General features: G+C 68.3%; 21 protein-coding genes. 15 read left to right on the top strand and 6 right to left on the bottom strand.

Annotation, left to right across the window (positions count from 1 at the left end; translation table 11 throughout):
- Nucleotides 1-19: 19 nt before the first annotated feature.
- Both AC5RWG_RS07485 and AC5RWG_RS07480 read right to left on the bottom strand, forming a co-directional pair.
- A complete protein-coding gene (locus AC5RWG_RS07485) occupies nt 20-658 on the bottom strand; it encodes a potassium channel family protein (RefSeq protein WP_494001300.1) in 639 nt (212 codons plus the stop codon).
- Nucleotides 659-698: 40 nt separating this feature from the next.
- Nucleotides 699-2,111 (bottom strand): TrkH family potassium uptake protein, encoded by a 1,413-nt coding sequence (locus AC5RWG_RS07480; protein ID WP_494000638.1) that lies wholly within the window; start codon nt 2,109-2,111, stop codon nt 699-701.
- 124 nt (nt 2,112-2,235) lie between these two features.
- Between AC5RWG_RS07480 and AC5RWG_RS07475 the strand changes: the two genes are divergently transcribed.
- The 7 genes from AC5RWG_RS07475 (at nt 2,236) to AC5RWG_RS07445 (ending at nt 8,975) form a co-directional block, all read left to right on the top strand.
- Nucleotides 2,236-3,438: an acetoin utilization protein AcuC gene (locus AC5RWG_RS07475; RefSeq protein WP_494025358.1), complete on the top strand. Its 1,203-nt coding sequence runs from the start codon at nt 2,236-2,238 to the stop codon at nt 3,436-3,438.
- A gap of 169 nt (nt 3,439-3,607) precedes the next feature.
- Complete coding sequence (locus tag AC5RWG_RS07470; protein WP_494012833.1) at nt 3,608-4,087, top strand: ArsR/SmtB family transcription factor; 480 nt, start codon at nt 3,608-3,610, stop codon at nt 4,085-4,087.
- Between the two features lie 433 nt (nt 4,088-4,520).
- A complete protein-coding gene (gdhA, locus tag AC5RWG_RS07465) occupies nt 4,521-5,861 on the top strand; it encodes an NADP-specific glutamate dehydrogenase (protein WP_494000635.1) in 1,341 nt (446 codons plus the stop codon).
- Between the two features lie 157 nt (nt 5,862-6,018).
- Nucleotides 6,019-6,900 carry an N-acetylglucosamine kinase gene (locus tag AC5RWG_RS07460; RefSeq protein WP_494166692.1) on the top strand — a complete coding sequence of 294 codons (882 nt, stop codon included), beginning with the start codon at nt 6,019-6,021 and terminating at the stop codon, nt 6,898-6,900.
- 296 nt (nt 6,901-7,196) lie between these two features.
- Complete coding sequence (locus tag AC5RWG_RS07455; RefSeq protein WP_494074027.1) at nt 7,197-8,351, top strand: 3-deoxy-7-phosphoheptulonate synthase; 1,155 nt, start codon at nt 7,197-7,199, stop codon at nt 8,349-8,351.
- A gap of 153 nt (nt 8,352-8,504) precedes the next feature.
- A complete protein-coding gene (locus AC5RWG_RS07450) occupies nt 8,505-8,717 on the top strand; it encodes a helix-turn-helix domain-containing protein (RefSeq protein ID WP_493978048.1) in 213 nt (70 codons plus the stop codon).
- Between the two features lie 159 nt (nt 8,718-8,876).
- Nucleotides 8,877-8,975 carry a 30S ribosomal protein bS22 gene (locus AC5RWG_RS07445; RefSeq protein WP_003792170.1) on the top strand — a complete coding sequence of 33 codons (99 nt, stop codon included), beginning with the start codon at nt 8,877-8,879 and terminating at the stop codon, nt 8,973-8,975.
- A gap of 99 nt (nt 8,976-9,074) precedes the next feature.
- Here the strand turns inward: AC5RWG_RS07445 and AC5RWG_RS07440 are convergent, their stop codons facing one another.
- On the bottom strand, nt 9,075-9,893 hold the full coding sequence (locus tag AC5RWG_RS07440) for an HAD family hydrolase (protein WP_494000632.1): 819 nt from the start codon (nt 9,891-9,893) through the stop codon (nt 9,075-9,077).
- Between the two features lie 65 nt (nt 9,894-9,958).
- Between AC5RWG_RS07440 and AC5RWG_RS07435 the strand changes: the two genes are divergently transcribed.
- Both AC5RWG_RS07435 and AC5RWG_RS07430 read left to right on the top strand, forming a co-directional pair.
- Entirely contained in the window at nt 9,959-10,219 is a 261-nt protein-coding gene (locus tag AC5RWG_RS07435; RefSeq protein WP_494012828.1) for a glutaredoxin family protein, read from the top strand.
- A gap of 166 nt (nt 10,220-10,385) precedes the next feature.
- Nucleotides 10,386-11,063, top strand: coding sequence for a redox-sensing transcriptional repressor Rex (locus AC5RWG_RS07430; RefSeq protein WP_494025361.1), 678 nt, complete (start codon nt 10,386-10,388; stop codon nt 11,061-11,063).
- 55 nt (nt 11,064-11,118) lie between these two features.
- On the opposite strand, the gene AC5RWG_RS07425 is transcribed toward AC5RWG_RS07430, so the two are convergent.
- Nucleotides 11,119-11,943: a hypothetical protein gene (locus AC5RWG_RS07425; RefSeq protein ID WP_494025362.1), complete on the bottom strand. Its 825-nt coding sequence runs from the start codon at nt 11,941-11,943 to the stop codon at nt 11,119-11,121.
- A 236-nt stretch (nt 11,944-12,179) separates the two neighbouring features.
- On the opposite strand from AC5RWG_RS07425, the gene AC5RWG_RS07420 reads away from it, so the two are divergent.
- The 5 genes from AC5RWG_RS07420 to ccsB all read left to right on the top strand — a co-directional run bounded on the left by AC5RWG_RS07420 (nt 12,180) and on the right by ccsB (nt 17,126).
- Complete coding sequence (locus tag AC5RWG_RS07420) at nt 12,180-12,842, top strand: histidine phosphatase family protein (RefSeq protein WP_494012827.1); 663 nt, start codon at nt 12,180-12,182, stop codon at nt 12,840-12,842.
- A gap of 54 nt (nt 12,843-12,896) precedes the next feature.
- Nucleotides 12,897-13,511: a TlpA family protein disulfide reductase gene (locus AC5RWG_RS07415; protein ID WP_494166691.1), complete on the top strand. Its 615-nt coding sequence runs from the start codon at nt 12,897-12,899 to the stop codon at nt 13,509-13,511.
- Between the two features lie 2 nt (nt 13,512-13,513).
- Nucleotides 13,514-14,302 carry a cytochrome c biogenesis CcdA family protein gene (locus AC5RWG_RS07410; RefSeq protein WP_494000626.1) on the top strand — a complete coding sequence of 263 codons (789 nt, stop codon included), beginning with the start codon at nt 13,514-13,516 and terminating at the stop codon, nt 14,300-14,302.
- 173 nt (nt 14,303-14,475) lie between these two features.
- Nucleotides 14,476-16,059: a cytochrome c biogenesis protein ResB gene (gene resB, locus AC5RWG_RS07405; RefSeq protein WP_494025766.1), complete on the top strand. Its 1,584-nt coding sequence runs from the start codon at nt 14,476-14,478 to the stop codon at nt 16,057-16,059.
- Between the two features lie 14 nt (nt 16,060-16,073).
- The gene (ccsB, locus tag AC5RWG_RS07400) at nt 16,074-17,126 is read left to right on the top strand and encodes a c-type cytochrome biogenesis protein CcsB (protein WP_494000625.1); all 1,053 of its coding nucleotides are present in this window, start codon (nt 16,074-16,076) and stop codon (nt 17,124-17,126) included.
- A gap of 171 nt (nt 17,127-17,297) precedes the next feature.
- On the opposite strand, the gene AC5RWG_RS07395 is transcribed toward ccsB, so the two are convergent.
- Complete coding sequence (locus tag AC5RWG_RS07395) at nt 17,298-17,714, bottom strand: PLD nuclease N-terminal domain-containing protein (RefSeq protein WP_494012825.1); 417 nt, start codon at nt 17,712-17,714, stop codon at nt 17,298-17,300.
- Nucleotides 17,715-17,800: 86 nt separating this feature from the next.
- Between AC5RWG_RS07395 and AC5RWG_RS07390 the strand changes: the two genes are divergently transcribed.
- Nucleotides 17,801-18,148, top strand: coding sequence for a DUF4229 domain-containing protein (locus AC5RWG_RS07390; RefSeq protein ID WP_494128798.1), 348 nt, complete (start codon nt 17,801-17,803; stop codon nt 18,146-18,148).
- Nucleotides 18,149-18,194: 46 nt separating this feature from the next.
- Here the strand turns inward: AC5RWG_RS07390 and AC5RWG_RS07385 are convergent, their stop codons facing one another.
- The gene (locus AC5RWG_RS07385; protein ID WP_494000622.1) at nt 18,195-19,076 is read right to left on the bottom strand and encodes a 1,4-dihydroxy-2-naphthoate polyprenyltransferase; all 882 of its coding nucleotides are present in this window, start codon (nt 19,074-19,076) and stop codon (nt 18,195-18,197) included.
- Nucleotides 19,077-19,153 lie beyond the last annotated feature (77 nt).

Raw genomic sequence — 19,153 nt, 5'->3', positions numbered from 1 at the left:
CCCGCTACGGGCGGCCCCCCTACGGGCGGGCCGCGAAACGCTCCAGCAGGTCCACGTGCCCGGAGACGATCAGCATGTCCCGGCTGGAGACCTTGGTTTCGGGCCGCGCATAGGTGAAGTCTTCGCCGGGCGACTTCACGCCCACCACCGTGACGCCGTACCTGGAGCGCACCTGCGACTCACCCAGCGTGAAGCCCTGGGTCTCCTTCGGCGGGTACATCTTGACGATGGCGAAACCGTCGTCGAACTCGATGAAGTCCAGCATCCGGCCGCCCACCAGGTGCGCGGCGCGGCGGCCGGCGTCGGCCTCCGGGTAGATGACATGGTTGGCGCCGATGCGCGAGAGGATCTTGCCGTGCGACGGTGTGATGGCCTTGACCCAGAGGTGCTCGATGCCCAGGTCCACCAGGTTCACGGTGATCAGCACCGAGGACTCGATCGAGGTGCCGACACCGACGACGGCGGAGCTGAACTCCTGGGCGCCCAGTTGGCGCAGCGCGTCGATGTTCGTGGCGTCGGCCTCCACCACGTGGGTCAACTGCCCCGACCACTTCTGCACCAGGGCCGGATCACGTTCGATCGCCAGCACCTCGCGGCCCTGCTTGACCAGTTGTTCCGCGGTCGAGGAACCGAAGCGGCCCAGACCGACCACCAGCACGGGGGCGTTGTGGGCGGGACGTCTGTTCGATGCGGACTTGTCAGCCAATGATGGGCCTCTCTTCGGGGTAGTGGAACAGCTGGCGGCGCTCGCGCAGCGCCAGGGCGGCGGCCAACGTAATGGTGCCGACGCGGCCGGCGAACATCAGGGCGCAGAGCACATATTTGCCCTCGGGCGGCAGCTCGGCGCTCAGGTTGGTGCTCAGCCCGACGGTGGCGAACGCGGAAATGACCTCGAACAGCACTCGGTCCAGGCTTTCGCCGGTGAGGGCCAGCAGCAGGCCGGCGGCGAAGGCCACCAACGTGGCACCCATGACGATCACCGAGATGGCCACCCGCATGGCGCCTTCGGGGATGGTCCGGCCATGGACCTTCACGTCCCGGTCGCCGCGGGCCTCGGCTGCGATGGCCAGGAACACGATCGCGATGGTCGTGACCTTGATGCCGCCCGCGGTCGAGGCGGAACCGCCGCCGGCGAACATCAGGGCATCGGAAAAGAGCATGGTGGACGGCTCGATGTCGTTCATGTCCACCAGGTTGAAGCCGAGCGAGCGGGTCATCACGGACGCGAACGTTGCGTGCAGGACCTTGTCCCAGGTGCTCATGCCGCCCAGGGTCTCCGGGTTGCTCCACTCCATGGCGCCCCAGACCAGGGCGCCTACCACCAGCAGGATCAGGGACACCTCGACCGTGAGCTTGGTGTGCAGGTTCCATTTGCTGAAGCGCCAACCGCGCTCCAGAAGCACCATGACCACCGGGAACCCGAGGCTGCCCAGGAAACCGCCGACCATCAGCGGCAGCAGGATCCACTCATCGGTCTCGTAGGGGACCAGGCCATCGGAGTGCGGGGTGAACCCCGCATTGTTGAACGCCGAGATGGCATAGAAGATGCCGTGCCAGGCGGCCTGGGGAAAGGATTCGCCGAGCATCAGGAAACGGGGGATCAGCACCAGGGCGAGCACCACCTCGATGATCACCGAGGTGGTGATCACGATCCGCAGCAGCGCGCCGACCTCGCCCAGGCGGCCCGCGTTGCTCATGGCGGACTGGGCGATCAGCTTGCCGCGCACGCCCAGCCGCTTGCTCACCATGAGCGCCAGCAGCGAGGCCAGCGTCAGCGTGCCCAGGCCGCCGATGAAGATGCCCAGCAGGATCACGGCCTGGCCGAGGAAGGTCCAGTGGCCGGCGGTGGACACCACGGTCAAGCCCGTGACGCAGACGGCCGAGACTGCCGTGAAGAAGGCGTCGTGCAGCGGCGTGATGACCCCGTCGCGGGCCGCGGCGGGCAAGGACAGCAGCCCGGTGAAGACCAGGATCACCGCCACGTAGACGATCAGCGCCAGCCGTGCCGGGGAACTGTTGGCAACGCTGTCCACGAAGTCGCGGAGCGTGCGCAAAAGCGAGAATCGTTCGTGTTCCCGCCCGGCTAGCCATGACGGCTGCTGTCTGGTCATCCCGATCGCTTCTGTCCGGCTCCGAAATCGCTGACTTGCTCCTTGCAGTAGTAAATCATCAATTGATCGCACGGGGCGCGGGAAGAATGCGCGCGCACCGGTGCTTTCGCGTAGCCTGTCTGTGATGTCAGCGACCCCAGTTCCCGCGGTTCCCACTCTGGCGGTGTGGAGTGAATCCGTCTTGGCCTACAATTTCGGCGCGCATCATCCCATGTCCCCGATCCGGTTGGACCTGACGGCCAGGCTGGCTGACGAATTCGCCATCTTCCACCGCCCGAACGTCACGCTGGCCGCAGCCGAAATCGCCGGCGACGCGGCGCTGCAGACCGTGCACGACCCGGCCTACGTGGCCGCCGTGAAGGCGGTCAGCGAAGACCCGGACGCCATCGACGACGAGCGGGGCCTGGGCACGGAAGACGATCCGGTGTTTCCGGGCATGCACACCGCCAGCGCCCGAATCGCCGGGGCCTCGCTGCAGTCCGCGGCCGCGATCCTGGACGGCTCTGCGCTGCATGCGGTGAACTTCGCCGGCGGCATGCACCACGCCGCGCGCGGCAAGGCCAGCGGGTTCTGCATCTACAACGATTGCGCCCTGGCCATCCAGCACCTGCTGGATAACGGCGTGCAGAGGGTGGCGTACGTGGATGTCGACGCGCACCACGGCGACGGCGTCCAGTCGATCTTCTACAACGACCCGCGGGTGCTGACCATCTCCCTGCATGAAACCGGCACCCACCTGTTCCCGGGGACGGGCTTCGCGAACGAGAGCGGGGGCCCTGAGGCGCCGGGCAGTTCCGTCAACGTCGCCATGCCGCCCCGCTCCGGCGACGCGGCCTTCCTGCGGGCCTTCCATGCCGTGGTCCCGCAGCTGGTCAGGGCCTTTGCCCCCGAAGTGATCGTCAGCCAACACGGCTGCGACAACCATGCCCGCGACCTGCTGAGCAGCCTCCGGCTGAGCGTGGACGCCCAGCGGCAAATGATGCTGGACACGGCCGACCTGGCGCGCGAGGTCTGCGGCGACCGCTGGATCGCCACGGGCGGCGGCGGCTACGACGTCTTCAATGTGGTGCCCCGGTCCTGGACGCACATGCTCGCCATTGTTTCCGGCAGGGCCATTCCGTTGCACAGCGAGGTGCCGCAGTCCTGGCATGACTACGTCGAGGTGCGGTACGGCCAGCAGGCACCGCTGTACATGGGCGACGACGCCGACCTGTGGTGGCGCTCGTGGGAGGTCGGCTATGACCCCAACGACGGCGTGGACCGCACCGTGATGGCCACTCGCAAGGAAATTTTCCCCTACCACGGGCTCGATCCCTGGTTCGATTAGGCGTTACTGGGTTCGCCAGGCCCCCAGCGGGTGGGGCGGCAGACCCTGGCCGGTCGGCCGCGCCAGACGCAGCCGTCTACCGAACCCGGTATAGAGATTCTGCCCTGCCCGGCGCCGGGACCAACGCCGGGGGTGTGCCCCGGAGCATATATGCGGTTAGGGTAATGCAATGGCCATCGATGATGTCTTTGCAGTGATTGCCGAAGGTACCCGCCGGGACATACTCGGCTCGCTCCGTGACGGCGACAAGGCGGTTGGCGAACTGGTCGAAGAGCTGGAGGTGAGCCAGCCGACCGTTTCCAAGCACCTGAAGGTGCTGCGCGAAGCCGGACTCGTGTCCATGCGCGCCCAGGGCCAGAAGCGCTACTACTCGCTGCAGACCGGGCCGCTGCAGCATGTGGCCGACTGGATCATCGGGTTCGGGGTCGATGTCCTGCCCGCCGCCGAGGCGGGGCCGGTGTCGCCCGCGGTGGCAGCCGCCGTCGTCGCCCCGCAGGAACCCGCGCATGCGGTGACGGGGCGGAGCCTCGAGGTTCCGGTTCCCGCCAACCTCAGCCGCTCGCTCGGCCAGGCGGCCAACAAGGCAACGACCAAGGCCGCGGACATCTTCGCGCATCTGCCCAAACTGCCGCGCCGCCGCCGCGGCTGAGCGGCGGCCACGGTGCCGATGTGAGCGGCGGCCCCGGGTGCCGGTGCGCGCGGCAGCCCGGCCTCGTTGCAGATGGCGCCCGGAGACAGCCCGGCGGCGCACGAGGCGGCAGCCCGGCGGAGTACCAGAGGGGCCACCCGTGCGGGGACGCGGAGGGCCCCGGGCCGTGATGAGCCGCACATTCGGGCCCCGACGGGCGGGCGCGTTCGCCCGTGACGGCCGGCACTTTCCGCCCTGCCACCCCGCCCAGCGGTGCCGGAACTGCCCCGTTCAGTGCGACAAACCGGCCGACTGTACCGCCGTCCGGCGCGTTACGAGGTGGTTCGGCGATGTGTCAGGTGTGTTTCTTAGATGCCGCTTCTTATGGTTTTCTGTGTGAGGGCCCGCAGCAACCTGAGTGCCCCCACACGTCAGCTAGTGAAGGGACGCACCCATGGATGCCCACCTGCTTGAAGTCCGCGACGAAGTCTTCCGGCGCAACCCAGGCGAAACGGAATTCCACCAGGCCGTCACCGAAGTCTTCGAAACCCTCGAGCCGCTGGCCGCCCGGCACCCCGAATATTCCGACGCCGCCATCCTGCAGCGCATCTGCGAGCCGGAACGCCAGATCATCTTCCGCGTGCCCTGGGTGGACGACGCCGGCAACGTCCAGATCAACCGCGGCTTCCGCGTGGAGTTCAACTCCGCGCTTGGCCCCTACAAGGGCGGCCTGCGCTTCCACCCCTCGGTCTACCTGGGCATCATCAAGTTCCTGGGCTTCGAGCAGATCTTCAAGAATGCCTTGACCGGCATGCCCATCGGCGGCGGCAAGGGCGGGTCCGACTTCGATCCGCGCGGCCGGTCCGACGGCGAGGTCATGCGCTTCTGCCAGTCCTTCATGACGGAGCTGTACCGCCACATCGGCGAATACACTGACGTTCCGGCCGGGGACATGGGCGTGGGCACCCGCGAAATCGGCTACCTGTTCGGCCAGTACAAGCGCATCACCAACCGCTACGAGTCAGGCGTCCTCACCGGCAAGGGCATCGGCTGGGGCGGCTCGCTGGTCCGCCCGGAAGCCACCGGGTACGGCGCGGTGCTGTTCGCGCAGGAAATGCTCAAAACCCGCGGGCAGAGCCTGGACGGGCAGCGCGTGGCCATCTCGGGCTCCGGCAACGTGGCCATCAACGCCGTCGAAAAGGCGCAGGAACTCGGCGCCACGGTCGTCACCGCCTCCGACTCCGGCGGCTACATCGTCGACGAGGCCGGCATCGACGTCGAACTCCTGCGCCAGATCAAGGAAGTCGAGCGGGGCCGCATTTCGGAGTACGCCGAGCGCCGCGGCTCGGCCGTGCACTACGTGGCCGACGGCAACATCTGGGACGTCGACTGCACCGTGGCGCTGCCGTGCGCCACCCAGAACGAGCTGGACGAGAAATCCGCCCGGCGCCTGGTGGAGTCCGGGCTGGTCGCCGTCGCCGAGGGCGCCAACATGCCGTGCACGAGCGAAGCGGCCTCCATCTTCCAGGACGCGGGCCTGCTGTTCGGCCCGGGCAAGGCCGCGAATGCCGGCGGCGTGGCCACCTCGGCCCTGGAGATGCAGCAGAACGCCAGCCGCGACGCCTGGACCTTCGAGTACACGGAGCAGCGCCTGGCGGACATCATGGTCGGCATCCACGACCGCTGCGCCGAGACCGCCGAGGAATATGGCATGCCCGGCAACTACGTGGCGGGCGCGAACATCTCCGGCTTCAAGAAGGTAGCCGACGCCATGCTCGCCCTGGGCCTCATCTAAGGCAGCCCACACAGCCAAGCACTGATGACGACGACGGTGCCCGCCACGGCGGGCACCGTTTCGTTCTGGTGCGCACGGGTCATCCCGCGGGTCCGGCCAGGCTTGACGGACCGGCCCGGCCTCCGCGGCGGCGGGACGCCCCGAGTAAGCTCACCCCATGGTGCAAAGACTCATCGGGCTGGACATCGGCGGCAGCAAGACACACGGCATCCGGCTGGACGACGGCTTGCCGGTCGCCGAAGCCACGGCGGGCAGCGCCAACGTGCAGAACGCCAGCCCCGCCCAGGCCGCCGCGGCCCTGGCCGAGGTCTTCGGCCGGCTCGGCGCGCCCGGGATCACGGCGGTGTATGCAGGGGCAGGCGGGATCGACACCGAGGGCGACGCGGCGGCGCTGCGCGCCCTGATCGCCTTGCTGGCCCCCGGGGCGGTCGTCCATGTTGTCCACGACACCCGCCTGGTGCTCGCCGCCGGACGCCTCCGCACCGGGATCGGCGTGGTCGCAGGAACCGGATCGTCGGTGTGGGGCATCAACGAGGCCGGGCTTGAGGTCCGCGCCGGCGGCTGGGGGCACCTGTTGGGCGATGAGGGCAGCGGCTACTGGCTGGGGCGGGAAGCCGTCCGGCACGCACTCTCCCGCCTGGATGCGGGCCTGCGGCGGGACCGGCTCACGGACCTGCTGCTGGACGACTGCGGGCTTCAGGAGCCGGCCGAGCTGATAGCGCTGTTCCACTCGGCGAAAACCGACCGGCGGTTTTGGGCGGGCAAGTCCCGCCTGGTGGTGGCCGCCGCCGAAGGCGCCGATCCGGCGGCGGAGGCGATCGTCGACCGCGCGGCCGCCGACCTGGCCGGCCAGATTGCCCTGGTCGCCCGGCGGCTGGGCATGGGCGGCCCGGTGGTGCTCGGCGGCGGGCTGGGCATGAACGTCCCGCGGTTCCAACGCTCGCTCGCCGCCGCACTGGAATCGCACGGGATCGCAGACCTCCGCCCGCTGGACCGGGAGCCGGTCTTCGGCATCGATGTGCTGGCCGGCCTGGCCTGAGCGCGGCCGGCGCCCCACACCTGCGGCTGTAGGGACCGGGCGCCCCGCCGTCGTCATAATCTGTCATGTCCCGGGCCCGCGTTTTCTTCCCCCGCGGATCGGGCGTACAGTTCCGGGTATGACGACTCGTTGGTATGCGTATTTTGCGTTGGCTCTGGAGGGGCCTGACGTAACCGCTTAGCGCCTACGCATACCAACCTTCAGAGCCAACAGGGCAGAGATGATTCTCTGCCCTTCGCCATTTCTCCGGCGGGTTCTGTAGCGAAGTCCCGCCGCCAACAGACGGGACACCGACCATGAATTCAGCAGCCAACCAGCTTTTGGAAACCGAAGCGCCGACGCCGGCCGGCGTCGAGGCCGCCGACCCGGCCTCGCCGCGCAGCACGAACAACCTGCGGGTGGGCGGCTTCAGCCCGCTGCCGTCACCGGGCGAGGTGCTGCAGGAACAGCCCTTGACCGCCGAGGCGGCTGCCGTCGTCGCCCGCGGCCGGGAGGACGTCCGGGCGGTCATGGACGGGGTGGACGACCGGCTCCTGGTGATCGTGGGACCGTGCTCGATCCACGACACCGCGGCGGGCCTGGACTACGCGCGCCGCCTGGCGCAGGTGGCACGTGAGCACCGCGAAGAGCTGCTGATCGTGATGCGCACGTACTTCGAGAAGCCGCGGACCACGGTGGGCTGGAAGGGGCTGATCAACGACCCGCGGCTGGACGGCTCCCATGACATCGCCGCCGGCCTGCGGCTGGCGCGGACGTTCCTGCTGGAGGTGGCGGAGCTCGGCCTGCCGGTGGCCACGGAGTTCCTGGAACCGATCAGCCCGCAGTACCTGGCGGACCTGGTCAGCTGGGGAGCGATCGGTGCGCGCACCACCGAAAGCCAGATCCACCGCCAGTTGGTCTCGGGGCTCTCCATGCCGGTGGGGTTCAAGAACGGTACGGACGGCGGGCTGCAGGTTGCGCTCGACGCCTGCCACGCAGCGGCCGCGGCACAGGTGTTCCTGGGGATCGACGGCGAGGGACGGGCGGCGCTGGTCTCCACCAACGGCAACCCCGACGCCCACGTGATCCTGCGCGGCGGCGCAAGCGGCCCGAACTACGGAGCCCAAGAGGTGGCGGCGGCGTCCGCGGCGCTGGCGGAAGCCGGCCTGAATCCGCGGTTGATCGTGGACGCCAGCCACGCCAACAGTGGCAAGAGCCACCACCGCCAAGCCGAGGTGGCGCTGGAGATCGCCGCGCAGGTCGAAGCTGGCGGCAGCGCCATCGCCGGCCTGATGCTGGAGAGCTTCCTGGTGGGCGGGGCACAGAAACTGGAGGTGTCCCAGGACGGCGGGGGAGCGGCGTTGGTTTACGGGCAGAGTGTCACGGATGCCTGCATGGAGTGGGACGTCACGGCGGATGTGCTGGCCCAGCTGGCCTCGGCCGCGGGGAATCGCGCCACGAAAGCGGCCTGAGGGTAAAAGGCCGTGCTTGGTTAAAATGCTTAAGCTACAGTGTGCACTTTCACTTTTGCCACAACAGCCTCTAAAGTATCTAGGAAGACGGTTGTTGGGGCGGGGCAAGGCGGCACGCCGCCGGTGTTGCTTACAGTAAAGGAACAGTGCGTAATGGCTGACGAGAACAATTTCTCGAGTGTGCGCTTCTTGACGGTGTCGGAAGTGGCCGCGGTCATGCGCGTGTCCAAGATGACCGTTTACCGCTTGGTGCATTCGGGCGAGATGCCCGCCGTGCGCTTTGGACGTTCCTATCGGGTGCCCGAATCGGCCGTGGAGGAGTACCTGCGTGGCGCCGTGATCGACCGGGAGACTGGGACGGCCTGACGCTCCGGAGTGGGCCGGCTGCCGTCCGGCGGTCAAAGCGGGGGGCGCGGAGGCGGTACCCTGTTAAGGAACGTTTTACGTCATCGTCGAAAACCGTGAGTTGACGTGTGCCCCGCCGGGCACCGGCAGCTGACGAAACTATCAGTGAATGAGGGACTCGTGGGTTCAGTTATCAAGAAGCGCCGCAAGCGTATGGCCAAGAAGAAGCACCGTAAGCTGCTTCGCAAGACCCGTCACCAGCGCCGCAACAAGAAGTAGGACCGACAACCGGTTCCCTTTTCTTCCAAGGCCCGCCAGGAAACTGGCGGGCCTTGTGCCGTTAACCGGTTTTCATCCCCGCCGGCGTGGGTCCGGCCGTTACGCCGCCGGTCGCCGGAATCTGTTGACCCCGCGCCAGAGACCGTAGACCGCGCCGGCACCGGTGGCGGCCTTGAGGCCCAAGGTGGCCGCCCGCCGGCCGCTCCTGTAGTCGTAGACCGGCCAGTTGTTCTCCCGGGCGTGCCGGCGCAGCCTGGCGTCCGGGTTGATCGCCACCGGGTTGCCCACCAGGGTCAGCAGCGGGACGTCGTTGTAGGAGTCGCTATAGGCCCAGCAGCGCGCCAGGTCCAAGCCTTGGCGGATGGCCAACTCCTCGACCGCGATAGCCTTGGCCGGCCCGTGCAGGATGTCCCCGATGAGTCGTCCGGTGTAGGCGCCGTCTTCGGTTTCACCCACCGTGCCCAGGGCGCCCGTCAGGCCCAGCCGGTCGGCGATGACGGCGGCCACTTCAACCGGCGTGGCCGTGACCAGCCAGACCTTGCGGCCCACCCGCAGGTGTTGGTCCGCCAGGGCCCTGGTCCCGGGCCAGATCTTGGAGGCGATGACTTCGTCGTAAACCTCGTCGCCCAGTTGTTTGACGTCGTCGCTCAGCAGGCCGGTGGCAAGGGCCAGTGCCGTGTCGCGGATCGACTGGATGTCCTTGAGGTTCTCTCCCCGCATCAGGAAGCGGGCCTGTTTGAAGCCGAAGCCGGCTGCGTCGCGCATCCGGAAGGCGCCGCTCTGGTACATCTTGCGGGCCACGTGGAACAGGCTGGCGCCGCGCATCAGGGTGTTGTCGACGTCGAAAAATGCCGCTTCCGTCCCCGGGTCCGTGGAGACCGAGGCGCGCTGTGCATGGCCGGCGGCGGTCTTGGGCATGCTTCGAGTCTAACGAGGCGCCGGAGATTGTCCGTTCAGCGCCACCGGCCGCTACCGTGGAAGGCATGAGTGGATCCGACACGCGCCCCGGGCACGAACTGGTGCTGCTGACCAAACCCGGTTGCCATCTGTGCCAGGCGGCACGGGAGACCGTCGGGGGCGTTGCGGGGGAGCTCGGTCTCGCCTGGGAAGAGAAGAACATCCTCGAGGACCCCGAGCTCGAACGGCGCTTTGCCGAGGAGATCCCCGTGGTCATGATCGACGGCGTCCAGCGGGACTTCTGGCACATCGATCCGGACCGGCTGCGACGGCTGCTCACACAGTAGCCCGGGGCGGCCCGGCCGGCGTCACAGGAGTTGGAGAGCGGCGCGGGGGAGCTTAATCTTGGGGGGACACAAGCCTGCGGTTGGACAGCCGCCGGCGGCACCCAGGACCCGGAACGGCTGGAAACGGCACGGCCGGAGCCCCGCAGCAGGCATCGGAGCGACAACAGTGACCCACCTCCCGGATACCGAGGCTGCCAAGCCATCCGGCCACGAGATCCCGCCGGCCGCGCTCGCACGCCTGACCATCTACCTCCGGGCCCTGAATTCGCTGGTGTCCGAGGGCACGGAACGCATATCGTCCGAGCAACTGGCCGAGGCCGCCGGCGTGAGCCCGCCCACCCTGCGCAAGGACCTTTCCTACCTCGGGTCGTTCGGTACCCGCGGCGTGGGCTACGACGTGCGGCTGGTCGGCCAGGAGATTGCCGCGGCCCTGGGGCTCACCCAGGACTGGAAAGTCGCGATTGTCGGCATCGGCAACCTGGGCCGGGCCTTGGCCGGTTACTCCGGATTCACCACCAAGGGCTTCGGAGTCGTGGCGCTCTTCGACGCGGATCCGCAGGTCGTCGGGTCGGAGGTCTCGGGGATGCGCGTCAGCCCGATCGGTGACTTGGAACTTATCCTGCGGCAGACCGGCACCAACATGGCGGTCCTGGCCGTGCCCGCCGGCGCGGCCCAGGGGCTCTGCGACCGGCTCGTCGAAGCCGGCGTCACGAGCATTCTCAGCTTCGCGCCGGCGGTGCTGCAGGTTCCGCCATCCGTGCAGCTGCGCAAGGTGGACATGGCCACCGAACTGCAGATCCTGGCGTACCACGCGCAACGGGCGCAGGCGACGGAGCACAGCTGAACATTGCTGCGCCCCGCCGGGTTCCGGCCGTCAGGCGGCCGGAACCCACTCCCGGTCAGCGGCCGTAGACGCCGAACTTGTGCGCCTTGGTGGCCTGGAAGAACCTGTTCGACGCCGGCAGGAACAGCAGCACGATCGCCGCGATGCCCAGCAGCACGGACAAGGTGCCGAACCAGATGTTGAAGAGTCCGAACAGCGACAGCGCGGCGAACACCGCCCCGGTGATGCGGGCCCAGTTCTTGCCCGCCTTCACGCCGAAGGCCACCATCAGGTACAGCCCGACGGCGATCACCGCGGTGATGACGATGAACACTCCTGCCGTACCGCTCATCATTTCCGCCAGTTCGGCGTCGGAGAACTGGCCGCCCTGCTCGCCCAAAGCTTCGCGGACCGACGGGTCGTTGAGCACCATCGCCATGGTGCCGTCCAGGTTCGCCAGTTCCGTCAGCATTTCAATGGCGGTCAGCACGGCGGCAGCAATGATTAACCAGAAGGCAATGACGACCTCGCGCGGCGCCGTGGGCTTGGCGGCGGTCTGCGCCTGCCCGCCGGGGTAGCCGTACTGGCCGGGCACGGCGTTCTGGTAGCCGTACGGGGACTGCCCGTACTGCTGGCCGTACGGGGGCTGTCCCTGCTGGCCCTGACCGTACGGTTGCTGCCCGTACTGTTGTCCATACTGGGGTCCGGACTGCGGCGGGTTCTGCCCGTACTGTCCGTACTGCGGGGCGTTTTGCCCGTAGGGAGGCTGATCCGAGCCGGGCTGCTGAGGCGCGTTCTGGCCGTATTGCGGCAGGTTCTGCCCGTACCGGGGCTGTTCCTGGCCTCCGGGCCGGCCCTCCCCGTCACCGGGCTGGTTCGGTTCGTTTACTGGGGTGCTCATGGCCGGTTCCTTTTCATCTCATCCACACGGGTCGCCCTCGGTGCGGCCGGCCTGCGCGCCGGCCGCAGAGGTGCTTGGCAGCTGTTAAGGCAACACTACAATGCAGGCCAGTGCCGCGACGGTCGGCCGGAAGGATGATTTTCTTCCCGGCCAGCCGGCGGGGCCAGACACTACACCCCCACGGGCGGACAGCGGGGCTTTTGGGCAAACACCGGCGGTTTGAGACACTTGTACCCATGCCCGAAGCTACCGTCCACCTGCTCCGCCACGGCGAGGTCCACAACCCCGACCGCGTGCTTTACGGCAGGCTGCCGAGCTTCAGGCTGTCCGCGCTGGGCCAGGAAATGGCCGAGTGTGCCGCGGGCTACTTTTCCGAACGCCGCGACGACGGCGCCAGGATCAGCTACCTGGTGGCCTCGCCGTTGGACCGGGCCCAGGAGACCGCGGCCCCGACCGCCAAGGCGCTCGGCCTCGAGATCGTCACCGACGAGCGGATCATCGAAGCCGAAAACCACTTCGAGGGGCTGGCGGACATCCGCTCGCACCTGAACCAGCCCCGGCACTGGCCGCACCTCTACAATCCCTTCCGGCCGTCCTGGGGGGAGCCGTACGCGGCGCAGGCCGCCCGGATGCGCGAGGCCATCGACGACGCCCGCCGGATAGCCGTGGAACGCGGCGGGGAGGGCGCCGAGGCGGTCCTGGTCAGCCACCAGCTCCCCATCTGGGTGACCCGGCTGGCCGCCGAGGGCAAACGGCTCTGGCATGATCCCCGCCGCCGCCAGTGCACGCTGGCCTCGGTGACTTCCCTGGAGTTCGACGGCGGCCGCCTCGCCGGGGTGCGCTACGCCGAGCCGTGCGCCCACCTCCTGCCCGGTGCGGCGAACCTGCCCGGAGCATAATAGAATTACTACGCGTTGTAGAAGTGGGACACCCCCAACCCCACGAAGAAAAGTGTGACTGTGACTGCCGATAACCCCCGTTCGTTCAATCGCCGTACCGCGTTCAAAGTCGGTGCGGGGCTGCTGGGCGCCCTGTCGCTCGCCGCCTGTTCCGTCGAGGATCCGTTGGCCCAGCAGGCCAACGCCGGCGACAACAAGAACTACATCGCCGGCGACGGCTCGGTGACCGAGTATGCGCCCGACTCGCGCGGCGAACCCGTCCAGCTGACCGCCAAGCTCTTCGACGGCACCACCGTCGATGCGGCCGACTGGGCCGGCCGGGTGACCGTCCTTAACTTCTGGTACGCCTCCTGCGCGCCCTGCCGGTTGGAAGCTCCGGACCTGCAGGCGCTGAGCGAGGAATTCGCCGACGGCGCCCGGTTTTACGGCGTCAACATCCGGGACGAGCGCCCCACGGCAGAGGCCTTCGAGCGCAACTTCGGGGTGACGTACCCCAGCTTCATGGACAAGAACGGCGACGTCCTGCTGGCGATGACCGCCTACGTGCCCCCGCAGGCCGTCCCCACCACGCTGGTGCTGGACAAGGAGGGCCGCGTCGCCGCCCGGATTCTGGGCGTGGCGGACAAGGGCACGCTCCGGGCCCTGATTAAAGACGCAGTGGCCGCCTAGCAATGGGGTGGGCGACGGCCGCGCTGCCGATGACTGTGGGCGGCGCCTTCGGCGACACGGTGCTCAACGGCTCCGTGCTGCTGGCAATCCCCGTGGCCATGCTGGCCGGGCTGGTCTCCTTCCTGTCCCCGTGCGTGCTGCCGCTGGTGCCCGGCTACCTGGGCTACGTCACCGGCCTGACCGGCGTGGATCTTGAACGCCAGCGCCGCGGCCGGATGTTCGCCGGCATCGGTTTGTTCGTGTTGGGCTTTTCCATCGTCTTCGTGATCATCGGGGCGATCTTCGGCCAGCTCGGGGCCTGGTTGAAGGGAAGCGAAGCCGGCTGGGTCACCCAGGTGCTGGGCGTCGTCGTCGTCGCCATGGGCATCATCTTCATGGGCGGGCTGTCCTACTTCCAGCGGGACCGCAAGATCCAGTCGCGGCCGCCGGCCGGGCTGTGGGGGGCGCCGGTCCTCGGCATGACGTTCGGGCTGGGCTGGGCGCCCTGTATCGGCCCCACCTTCTCGGCCGTGCAGGCGCTGGCCTACTCGGGAGGCGCGGATGCGGCCAAGGGTGCGTTCCTGGCCTTCGTGTACTGCCTGGGACTGGGGGTTCCGTTCCTGCTGATCGCGCTCGGCGTGCGGCGGGGGATGGGCGCCATGGCGTTCTTCCGCCGGCACCGGTTGTTCCTGCAGCGGGCCGGCGGCGCCATGCTGGTGGTTTTGGGCCTGCTGATGGCCAGCGGGTTATGGGGAGACTGGGTGACGCAATTGCAGGACTGGTTTGCAAATGAAGTGAGGCTCCCGATCTGATGAGTCAGACACCCGAAGGCGCTGGACGCCACGACCAAGCCGATGCCCCCGCAGCGGCCGGACCGGGGACGGATCGCGGCGGCCGGACCGTGAAGGACCGCAGGCCCGCCGACGACCGGAAACGCAACCGCGGCCGGGACGACGTTGCCATCCCCGCGCTGGGTTTCGCCGGCATGCTGCGCTGGGCCTGGACCCAGCTGACCAGCATGCGCACCGCGCTGTTCCTGCTGCTGCTGCTGGCCGTGGCCGCGGTGCCCGGCTCGCTGTTCCCGCAGCGCCCCGCCAATCCCGCCGTCGTGACCCAGTACATTGCGGACAACCCCGCGGTCGGGCCGTGGCTGGACCGCTTCCAGCTCTTCGACGTCTACTCCTCGGTGTGGTTCTCCGCCATCTACCTGCTGCTCTTCCTGTCGCTGATCGGCTGCGTCATCCCGCGCGCCATCCAGCACTACAAGGCCATGCGGTCGCAGCCGCCCCGGACTCCCCGCCGGTTGTCCCGGCTGCCCGAGTACGGCTCCATGGCGGTCCCCGCGGACGCCGGCGTTTCCGCCCGCTCCGCCGTCGAGGACGCCGCCCGCTTGCTGAAGCGCCGAGGTTACCGGGTGGATGTGCGCGACGCGGACACCGAGCGGCCCTCCGTGGGAGCGGAGCGCGGCTTCGCCAAGGAGATCGGCAACCTGGTCTTCCATACCTCGCTGATCGGCGTGCTGGTGTCCGTCGCCATCGGCGGGCAGTTCGGCTACACGGGCCAGCGGATCCTGGTCGAGGGCGAAACGTTCGTGAATTCGCTCATCGGCTACGACACCTTCAATCCGGGAACCGGGTTCACCGAGGACCGGCTGGAGCCGTTCTCCATGCGCCTCGACGAGTTCGATGTGGTCTTCGACCGGGAATCACAAACCCACTACGGCCAGCCTCTCGACTTCACCGCCACCCTGACCGTGCGCGGCGAGCCGGGGGCGCCCGAGGAGCAGCAGGTGCTGAAAATCAACCACCCGCTGACCCTCGGCGGAACGAACGTGTACCTCATGGGCAACGGCTACGCGCCGGTCGTGACCATCCGGGACGGCGAGGGCAACATCGCCCACCAGGGCCCCGTCATCGCCATCCCGAACGACGGCGCCTACACCTCCACGCTGGTGATCAAGGCGCCGGACGCGCAGCCGGAACAGCTGGGCTTCGTGGGGTTCTTCCTGCCGACCGCGATGGAGGGCGAAGACGGGGTGGCCTACGGCAGCGACCCCGATCCCATGAACCCTCGGTTATACCTGAACTCCTATTACGGGGACCTGGGCCTGGACAACGGCGACCCCAAGAACGTCTACGTCCTGGACACGACCGAGCTGACCGTCCTCAACGACCGCAACCAGGAGGACGGGGGCATCGAACTCGCCGCCTACGAAACGGCGGAACTGCCCAACGGGATGGGCAGCGTCACGTTCGACGGCCTCGTCCGCTATGCAGCGCTGGACATCCACCACGATCCCGGCAAGGTCGGTGCCCTTGTGTTCTCCTCGCTGGCCCTGGCCGGCCTGGGTGCCTCCCTGTTCATCGGCCGCCGCCGCGTCTGGGTGCGGGCCGGCACCCACGAGGACGGCCGCACCATGGTCGAATGGGGCCTGCTGGCCCGGGGCGAGGACCACCGGCTGGCCCCGGAAGCGGTCGCCCTCAGCAAACTCTTCCGCACCCAGTGGCTGACGGATGCCGCCCCCGGGGCGCACAATAGCAAGAGCGCCGCCGGCGTTGACAACCACTAAGGACATCTCTTCCCATGCCCACGATTGACCAGACCATGGCCCAGTACAGCGAGCTGTTCATCCTGCTCGGTGCGATGGCATTCACCGTCGCCTTTATCGCCTTTTGCTGGGATTTGGTGACATCCAGCAAGACCATCAAGGCTGTGGAAGACCGGCTGGCCGCCGGGCACGACGCGGCCGAGCAGGGCGTGCTCGTCGGCGCCGCCGGTGCGGCGTCGACAGCTGCAGGCGCGAGGGCGGCCGGCGCGGGCGCCGGCGCCGGCGCCGGCGTCGAGATGGCCGCGGACTCGATGAACTACGGCAAGGAACGGCGTGCCGCCGCCCGGATCGGCGTGGCCCTGAGCGTGCTGGCTACCGTCATCCTGGCCGCCGGCGTGGTGGCCCGCGGCCTGGCCGCCCACCGCGTGCCGTGGGGCAACATGTACGAGTTCTGCACCACGGGTGCGCTGATGGTGGCAGTGGTCTACCTGATTGCGCTGACCCGCAAGGACCTTCGCTTCCTCGGCTCGTTCGTGATCGGCCTTGTGGTCGTCATGCTGATCGCCGCGTCCATCGGTTTCCCGACGCCGGTGGCCCACCTCGTGCCCGCCCTGCAGAGCTACTGGCTGATCATCCACGTCTCGGTCGCCGTGCTGGCCTCGGCGCTGTTCACGTTGACGTTCGCCATGTCCGTGCTGCAGCTCGTGCAGGCGAAACGCGAGGCCCGCGGCCGCGCCGGCAAGGCGGACAAGCTGGCCTTCATGCGGCTGGCTCCCTCGGCACTGACACTGGAGAACGCCGCCTACCGGCTCAACGCCGTCGGCTTCGTGTTCTGGACCTTCACGCTGGTGCTCGGCGCGATCTGGGCCGAACAGGCCTGGGGCCGTTACTGGGGGTGGGACACCAAGGAAGTGTGGACCTTCGTCATCTGGGTGGTCTACGCCGGTTACCTGCACGCCCGCGCCACCCGCGGCTGGACCGGTACCCGCGCCGCCTGGCTGTCCATCGTCGGTTACCTGTGCGTGGTCTTCAACTTCACGATCGTGAACGTCTTCTTCGCCGGCCTGCACAGCTACGCCGGGGTCTAGGACAAGCCGCCGGGATCGGCCGAAGGTCGCGGCCCCGAATCGACCGAAGGCCGCGGCCCCGAATCAACAGGAGGCCCGCGCCTCCGAATCAACAGAAGGCCCGCAGCCCCATCGGGGCGGCGGGCCTTCTTCGGGTCCGGGGACCGGGGGGAGCCGGACGCCGGCGTCAGGTCAGCGGGGGCCGTTCTCCGGGTCGTCTTCGCTCAACTGGCGGTCGTCATGGGCCGCGGGCTTGTCCTCGCCGCCGTGCTTGGGGTCCTCGCGCTTCTTGAGCTCCTGCTCCTTGCGGTTCAGTTCCTCTTCACGTTGTTTGGCGCGGCGCTGCGCATCGAGCGTGCGCAGGAAGGCGATGTCATCGTCCGGGGCCACCGGGCGGGGAGCCTGCTGGGCCTGCCGGCCGCCCGTCCTGGGGCGGCCCCACACGAACCACATCAGGGCTCCGATCAGGGGCACCAGGATGATTGTGAGGATCCATCCCGGTTTTGAGATACTGCGCACCTCGTGCGGCCGCGACCGGATGCACTCGATGAGGGCATAGATCACCACCGCGAGGGCCAGTACCGCGAGCAGGACATAGAGACGGACCATGAGTCAATTGTAGGTGAGCGTTAAGCCGGGGGCTGATGAATCTTCGGACCGGCCGGACGATCTCGCGGGCAGCGTAAACTTGAGGCGTGGCTTTTTGGAAATTCAGCGCCCTGCGTCTCGGCATCATGGCCGTCATCTTTGTCATCTGCCTGTTTTTGAGGCTGGGTGTCGTCTACTCGGCCCTCGCCGCAGCGATCATGGGCTGGTGCATCACGTACCTGTTCTTCCGCAAGATGAGGGACGAAGCGGGGGCGGCACTGGCGCGCCGGTTCTCCGCCGGCGCCAAGGCACCGAGGACCTCGACGGAGATTTCGGACGCGCTGGCCGAGGACGCCGCCGTCGATCAGCACGGCGAACTGAACGTGGATTCCTACCGCAGGACCCGGGACTCCGGGCAGAAGCCGGACGGCACCCGGCCCGTGGACCGGGGCTGACCCGGCTTCGGGCGAGCCGCCGCCGCGGCTACCGGCCGGGAGGCGGCTACGACAGCCGGCTCAGCACCACGCCGAGCGCGAAGGCGGTGGCGAACCCGAGGTTAATCATCCCGGTCTGCTTGAGTACCGGGATGAGGCTTTCGCGCTTCTTGCCCTTGAGCATCAGCCAGCTCGGCGTCAGGCACGCCGGCACCAGCAGCAGCACCAGCAGGATCCACGGGAAGTCGTAGACCATGATGAGCGGCAGCAGGAGCGCCACCGCGAGCATCATGACGTAGCTGACGCGCGCCGCCTCGTCGCCCATCCGGACGGCCAGCGTCAGTTTCCCCACCTCGCGGTCCGTCGGGATGTCGCGGACGTTGTTGGCCATCAGCAGGGCCGTGGCGATCAGGCCGGTCCCGACCGCGCCGAGGAAGGACGGCCAGCTGACCTGCAGGGCCTGCGTGTAGGTGGTCCCCATGGTGGCCACAATGCCGAAGAACAGGAACACGTACACTTCGCCGAGCCCCCGGTAGCCGTAGGGGTTGTTGCCGCCGGTGTATCCCCAGGCGGCGATCACGCAGCCGACGCCCACCAGCAGCAGCGGCCAGGTCTGCGACAGGATGATCAGGGCGAGCCCGGCCACCATGGCCAGCCCAAAGCTGGCGAACGCGGCGGCCTTCACCGCTTTCGGCTTGGCCAGCCCGGACCCGGTCAACCGCAGCGGGCCCACCCGCACGTCATCGGTGCCGCGGACGCCGTCCGAGTAGTCGTTCGCGTAGTTCACGCCCACCTGGAACAGGACAGCGATGAGCGCCGCGAGGAGGGCATGCAGCGGCCGGAAGGAACCCAGGTCGTAGGCGGCCGCGCTGCCGATGATCACCGGAGCGACCGCCATCGGGAGGGTGCGGGGCCGTGCCCCTTCGAACCATTGCCCGGCTGTAGCCACTGTGGAGAGTCCTTACCTGTGGGGGTTCATGCATCGTTGGCTGCGGGCAGCCGCAGCACCGGTCTATTCTCGCCCAT

It is taken from the genome of Arthrobacter sp. Y3221160, from assembly GCF_059092585.1.
This window is presented reverse-complemented; position numbering and strand designations above follow the sequence as displayed.

What these genes read in the sequence shown, in the direction of transcription:
- AC5RWG_RS07480 (WP_494000638.1), bottom strand. Translation starts at nt 2,111, where the DNA reads ATGACCAGACAGCAGCCGTCATGGCTAGCCGGGCGGGAACACGAACGA.
- ccsB (WP_494000625.1), top strand. Translation starts at nt 16,074, where the DNA reads ATGCCCACGATTGACCAGACCATGGCCCAGTACAGCGAGCTGTTCATC.
- AC5RWG_RS07410 (WP_494000626.1), top strand. Translation starts at nt 13,514, where the DNA reads ATGGGGTGGGCGACGGCCGCGCTGCCGATGACTGTGGGCGGCGCCTTC.
- resB (WP_494025766.1), top strand. Translation starts at nt 14,476, where the DNA reads ATGCTGCGCTGGGCCTGGACCCAGCTGACCAGCATGCGCACCGCGCTG.
- AC5RWG_RS07460 (WP_494166692.1), top strand. Translation starts at nt 6,019, where the DNA reads ATGGTGCAAAGACTCATCGGGCTGGACATCGGCGGCAGCAAGACACAC.
- AC5RWG_RS07425 (WP_494025362.1), bottom strand. Translation starts at nt 11,943, where the DNA reads ATGAGCACCCCAGTAAACGAACCGAACCAGCCCGGTGACGGGGAGGGC.
- AC5RWG_RS07455 (WP_494074027.1), top strand. Translation starts at nt 7,197, where the DNA reads ATGAATTCAGCAGCCAACCAGCTTTTGGAAACCGAAGCGCCGACGCCG.
- AC5RWG_RS07440 (WP_494000632.1), bottom strand. Translation starts at nt 9,893, where the DNA reads ATGCCCAAGACCGCCGCCGGCCATGCACAGCGCGCCTCGGTCTCCACG.
- AC5RWG_RS07475 (WP_494025358.1), top strand. Translation starts at nt 2,236, where the DNA reads ATGTCAGCGACCCCAGTTCCCGCGGTTCCCACTCTGGCGGTGTGGAGT.
- AC5RWG_RS07395 (WP_494012825.1), bottom strand. Translation starts at nt 17,714, where the DNA reads ATGGTCCGTCTCTATGTCCTGCTCGCGGTACTGGCCCTCGCGGTGGTG.
- gdhA (WP_494000635.1), top strand. Translation starts at nt 4,521, where the DNA reads ATGGATGCCCACCTGCTTGAAGTCCGCGACGAAGTCTTCCGGCGCAAC.
- AC5RWG_RS07420 (WP_494012827.1), top strand. Translation starts at nt 12,180, where the DNA reads ATGCCCGAAGCTACCGTCCACCTGCTCCGCCACGGCGAGGTCCACAAC.
- AC5RWG_RS07435 (WP_494012828.1), top strand. Translation starts at nt 9,959, where the DNA reads ATGAGTGGATCCGACACGCGCCCCGGGCACGAACTGGTGCTGCTGACC.
- AC5RWG_RS07470 (WP_494012833.1), top strand. Translation starts at nt 3,608, where the DNA reads ATGGCCATCGATGATGTCTTTGCAGTGATTGCCGAAGGTACCCGCCGG.
- AC5RWG_RS07450 (WP_493978048.1), top strand. Translation starts at nt 8,505, where the DNA reads ATGGCTGACGAGAACAATTTCTCGAGTGTGCGCTTCTTGACGGTGTCG.